The sequence below is a fragment of the Legionella sp. km772 genome (assembly GCF_003989735.1).
In the GTDB taxonomy this organism is placed as follows: Bacteria; Pseudomonadota; Gammaproteobacteria; order Legionellales; family Legionellaceae; genus Legionella.
The window spans coordinates 1-5371 of record NZ_RZGQ01000177.1; the positions used below are offsets into that span (position 1 = coordinate 1).

Genomic DNA, 5371 nt, shown 5'->3' on the forward strand with positions numbered 1-5371 from the left:
TCAATTAACTAAAAATCAGATGAAAAGGCAATCTATTAAGCGGCTCAGAAAAAATGCTGGATGGGATGATTCTATTTTAACCACTATCTTATCTCAAAATTTTTCATGAGGTGACCCTGTGGCATATCCCAGTGGTTAACTCACCATGAGCAGATCTAGTGAATTTTTCTTCCATGGTTTGTTGATTGAGTTTTTTTTTAAGTAAAATAGGATCTAATTTTTTGGACAAGTCGCGCATTTCTTTAAGCGAGAAGGCCTTAAGCCGCCTAAATTTCAACTGTTCTTTATTTGCAGTTATGCCGTATACTACACCATTATTACTCACAATAATGTTATTTTTCATTGGCCATATGGTTCCACGCTCTTCGGTATCCGCCGCGAAACGATAAAGAGCGGCTATCTTACCCGATTGATTTATTTTCCACACATAAGTCAGCCCTAAATAAGCATCCAACCTTATTATATTCTCCACCCAAACAGTACCGTCCTCATCAACTTGAATGATTTTGGAATAATTATCTTTAGCTTGCGGATAAAATAATAAAGGCATTTTTTTGTTGCCAATAATTAACGGCTGATTTGTTTTTTGCTCTAAACGGTACAAGAGTCCATTAACACGGATTCCATTCGTAGGTTTTGGCTCACAAGAAAGACAATTTCGATTAATTTTATCTTTAATATGAACAATCATCTCCTCCAAAACTTTCTCTTGGCAATCATCACAAGCCTCTGCAAGTTTTTGGCGATCAATATATTCTTCCTTTCTATTCATAAAAAGGCCATCATCATCTGGTATTATTTCATTAATAAAATTTTCTGTAATTTGAAGTCTAGCTTTTTCCCTAATCATTCCATTTTGAATATGAAGTACCATCATATGTTTTGAATTGATATCCTCTTCAGCGCCTAAAACAAATAAAGAATTGTCGCGATCCCTCACAATACGCTCAAAGTAGGTATGTTTTGGCAAGGCAAGGCTATTCAAAAAATTTCCTTGCTTATCAAAATAGACAAGGCGAGAACCCCAGCTATCCAGTAGCACAAAGGTATTATCAATCACCGTGGCATCAGTCGGGCCGGCGGCCATTATTTCTTCATTCTTTTGTGGGATCTTGATATACAAATAGGGGGTTTTATTCGATATACTCAATTGCTCAGTATAAAATTCGGTAGCTTGGGCGCAATGAACAAGAAATAAAAAGCAAAATAATCCACTTAATTTTTTATGCATAACCTGAATTTCCTTCTCAGTTAGACGACGGTGAATGTTAACAGAAATTTTTGTATAATAATATGTGAAATCAAGCAATAAAAATCCGCCGCCCTAGAGCCAAACTTAGCGCATGAATTGAGATTATGAAATTACCTATGTAGCTCACAAAGTCTCCGTATTCTAAGGGGGCTGTTTAACAGTGCAGCTTTGTTTTGCTTTGCCCTATTTTTCGATTAGGCCTGTCTATTTACCATCCCACATCCCCCGGCGCTTCTGAGATTGCCAGTTATATAATTACTAATAACATGGGAAAAACTAATTCCTGATATTGACCTCAATCAAAATGGTTGGCTTTTAAGATCCAAGTTATAACCACCCTGCCCTCACCATATTTTTTATAAGTATTTTTAATAATGTATAATGGTACTTATATCTAATAAGGGCATTAATGCCCTGTCCTTCATGATCTTGTTTAAAACAGATGAATAACAATATCGAATACAAAAATGCTTATGTGAATAGTGAAGTAACTTCTTTACTACAGGAATTTTTATATCAACTACAATCAACCCTAGATTCGAGTATGTAAATTTTTCTCCAGAACATGTCACTCTTCATTCTAAACAATACGACATGTACACCCGGGTTAATATATATATCTCCGGGTTTCATTTCGAACCAGTCAATTTCTTCTGAAAACTTGACACTGGCTAGATCCCTTGTTCCTAGTTTTGTAGTCAGGCCCAAAACACGTGAAACATATCCAGAACAATCTATTCCTGCGGCACATGATAAAAGAGGATTGATTCTATCGTTAACGTTACCCGCTTTCATCTTATTGGTTAATATTTTTTTATTAAATTCAGCAATTGTATCAAAGCCACCCCAATTATAACTAACAGAGTCATAAGTTTGAGCTTTTCCACCTACTTCTAATATGTAGGGAGGAATAGTTCTATTAGGACATGTCGCATCATTTTTTATCGAAGAAACGGATAGATATATCTTATTCATTATAAAATCATAGGCATCATCTATGACTTTGTTTCGTGCCTTACATAATGCTGTAGAGTATTCTAAGCTGCTCCCTTCTCGTCTTTTTTTTGACTTAAGGTCTTTTTTTTTAAATAAGAGTGCATCTAGTTCTTTTGCACGGATTTTCATTTCATCCAATGATAGAGGGGTAAGTAAGGCGAGTTTAAACTGATTTTTATTGGAAATTAGACCATAGACCTTACCATCATTACTCACGATTAATTCACGCTGCATCGGCCATGGCGTTCCTCTGGACTCAGTTTCGCTAGCAAAACGGTATACCCCCAAAATTTCGCCTTGCTTGTTTACTTTCCATACATAAGTAAGTGTAGAGCCATTAACTGTAATTAAGTTATCAACCCATGCAGTGCCATCTTGATCAACTTGAATGATCTCATAAGAGTTCATGCTAACTTTCGGATATAATTTTAAAGGGATTTCTTTTTTCCCAATAAAGAACAATGAATCTTTTGCTGAGGTAGTATGGTATAAAAGTCCACCCACCTGCGGCCCTTTAACCGGTTTGTATAGGCAGGTAATGCAGGTTCGATCAATTCTATTCTGAAATTCTACTGCTACTTCATCAACTTTAGGCCGGGCTGGTACTTCTGATCCTACCATTATCAGACCATAATCATCTGGGAGAATGTAGCTGATATACCGACTTATTTTTTTATCCGTTAATTGATAAACAGCTTGTTCAGTGATGACTTCATTTTGAATGTGTATTATCTTAGTCCGGTCTTTATCAGTACCAAACACAAACAACGAATTGTCTCTATCACGAACTATATTTTGGAATTGAATATCCCTAGGCAAAGAAATTCTTTTCAGCAATGCCCCATTAAAATCAAAATAGGCAACACTAGAGCCGTATGTATCGAGCACTACAAAAGTATTGTCTATCACTGTAGCATCTGTGGGACCAATTGGATATCCTGATTCTGGACCAGGAATGGGGTATCTTATCGTTAGATTGGATGTTTTATTCGAAAAAACTAATTGTGGGATATATAGGCTTGAAGCCATCAATATATTGGTAAATAAAAGGCAACTTAGCCCCACTGCTTTTTTATACATACAATAATGTCCTTATAATTAATGTTGCAATCACATGCCTCATATTTAACCATAAGGCAATCGTATTATATCAAAAATTCCATGCTCTATCGATCCTCCATACAGACAGGTAATTTTTTAAAATGGATATAGAGGTCTTGAAATAGACATATTAAGACCTCTTCAGTGTTACCAAGGCTTGTGGGTGGCCATGAATTTTCTCTCCGGCATATTTAAATGTTACTATGACTCATAATTAAAGAACTCTTATTAACTTATGTCTCGGGAAGGAAAAGCACGGATTTTAAACGAACAAGAATACAAACGACTATTAACTATCACTCCTCTTTTGCTTTAAGAAATGTCGCGTTAATCTATTGTTCTTTTGGTTTGGGTCTGCGCGTTAAAGAAATTTCTGCATTGTCGTTTCGTGACCTCATTGATTATGACTTTAATCTTCTCGAGGAAGTTAATTAAAAAAAAATACATGACTAAAGGTGAAATGTAGCGCCATATCTATTTAACCAATAAAAAAGTCGTAGCCGCTTTATCTAATGGATGAATAAAATCGAAGCTTGGCCAATCAAGAACTAAAGCCTTTTCAGACTATCATGATGCTTAAATAGCCTCTATCTCCCTTTGAAAATTAGGCTTAAAAAATGGTACCACCTTAAAGATTCCTTAATTGAAAGCTTATGGTTCAACTTCATTTTAAATCTCTTTCTCGCACAAAATTTATATCAAAAACCCAATACCAAGGATAGGTTGAAGCGAGAAAAATCAATAAATAAACAAGTGGAAAAGATGAAGCCAATATGAATCAATTATCTCTATTTTAATTAAGCTCAAAGACAACCAAAAAGACTATATTGTCACCCATTTTATTATTTTTCAGACTTCGAGCTCCTTAAAGTTGTTCTATGGAATTTTTAATTACCAAACTTCACTGAGTATGGGGGTAGTACAAATACGAACAATTATGTTCGCCTACCTTAGCTTAAGGCACATTTCGATAATTAAGACATGATTTTTTAATATCCATTATCACGCTTGGCTGGCAATAACTGTTTCACTTATCGCTAATCTGGTGCATTGCAGTAAACGAGGATAAGCACAATGCATTCCAATGAGTTATACTTATTAAAAACATTCCTATTTGTCCTAATATTATTCGAGTTTTCTAGATGGATAACTATCTACACTGGGCACACCCCCTGGTAACTGAGTGGTTTAGCACAAGCCTTGGCTCTCCCTCGGAGCCACAGCAATTGGCTTGGCCGCTTATTTTAGAGGGTCGAGATACCCTTATATCCGCTCCTACCGGCTCTGGAAAAACCTTAGCCGCTTTTTTAGTGGGTATTGATGCTTTAGTACGACAGGCGCTTTCTGCAACTTTAAATAATGAAACAGCCGTATTGTATGTTTCACCTTTAAAAGCGGTAAGTAATGACATACAAAAAAACCTCATGAAGCCCCTGCAAGAACTTAAACAGCTCGCGCAGGAACATGAGCTCTTAATGCAAGACATTCATGTTGCCGTTCGTACGGGTGATACCCCAATGAAAGAGCGGCAAGCAATGTTAAAAAAGCCCCCGCACATCTTAGTGACTACCCCAGAGTCTTTATACATTCTATTAACTTCTGAAAAAAGTCGTTTATTTTTACGCTCAGTTAAAACCATCATCGTTGATGAGATCCATGCCTTAGCCAGCTCTAAAAGAGGTTCCCACCTCTCATTATCCCTAGAACGATTAGAAGCCCTAACCTATCAAAAACCAATCCGCATTGGTTTATCAGCAACCCAAAGACCCATTAGTATCATTGGCAAGTTTTTAACAGGAAATGCTCGCCCTAAACCGGAAATCATTAATATTGGTCATGCAAAGCATTTGCAATTGACTATCGAAGTACCCAAAAGCGAGTTAACGGCAGTTGCTTCGAATAATCACTCATGTTACGCACGGTCAATTTTAAGCTGCCATATTTTTAAGCTCCTGCCAAGCAATCTGGTTCGCTCTAAGAATCAATTTGTACTTAATAGCAAAGTGATTTAAATGAGTTTTT

3 protein-coding genes are annotated in these 5371 nt (G+C 36.3%); 1 reads left to right on the forward strand and 2 read right to left on the reverse strand.

Annotated elements, in window-relative coordinates:
• Positions 1-103 precede the first annotated feature (103 nt).
• Together ELY15_RS13070 and ELY15_RS13075 are read right to left on the reverse strand one after the other, a co-directional pair.
• Positions 104-1231, reverse strand: a complete 1128-nt coding sequence (locus ELY15_RS13070) for a hypothetical protein (RefSeq protein WP_127100748.1) — start codon at positions 1229-1231, stop codon at positions 104-106.
• 537 nt (positions 1232-1768) lie between these two features.
• Positions 1769-3328 carry a hypothetical protein gene (locus ELY15_RS13075; protein ID WP_127100750.1) on the reverse strand — a complete coding sequence of 520 codons (1560 nt, stop codon included), beginning with the start codon at positions 3326-3328 and terminating at the stop codon, positions 1769-1771.
• Between the two features lie 1163 nt (positions 3329-4491).
• Here ELY15_RS13075 and ELY15_RS13080 point away from each other — a divergent pair.
• Positions 4492-5361 carry a DEAD/DEAH box helicase gene (locus ELY15_RS13080; protein ID WP_127100752.1) on the forward strand — a complete coding sequence of 290 codons (870 nt, stop codon included), beginning with the start codon at positions 4492-4494 and terminating at the stop codon, positions 5359-5361.
• The last annotated feature ends 10 nt before the right edge of the window (positions 5362-5371 follow it).

What these genes read in the sequence shown, in the direction of transcription:
- ELY15_RS13070 (WP_127100748.1), bottom strand. Translation starts at nt 1,231, where the DNA reads ATGCATAAAAAATTAAGTGGATTATTTTGCTTTTTATTTCTTGTTCAT.
- ELY15_RS13075 (WP_127100750.1), bottom strand. Translation starts at nt 3,328, where the DNA reads ATGTATAAAAAAGCAGTGGGGCTAAGTTGCCTTTTATTTACCAATATA.
- ELY15_RS13080 (WP_127100752.1), top strand. Translation starts at nt 4,492, where the DNA reads ATGGATAACTATCTACACTGGGCACACCCCCTGGTAACTGAGTGGTTT.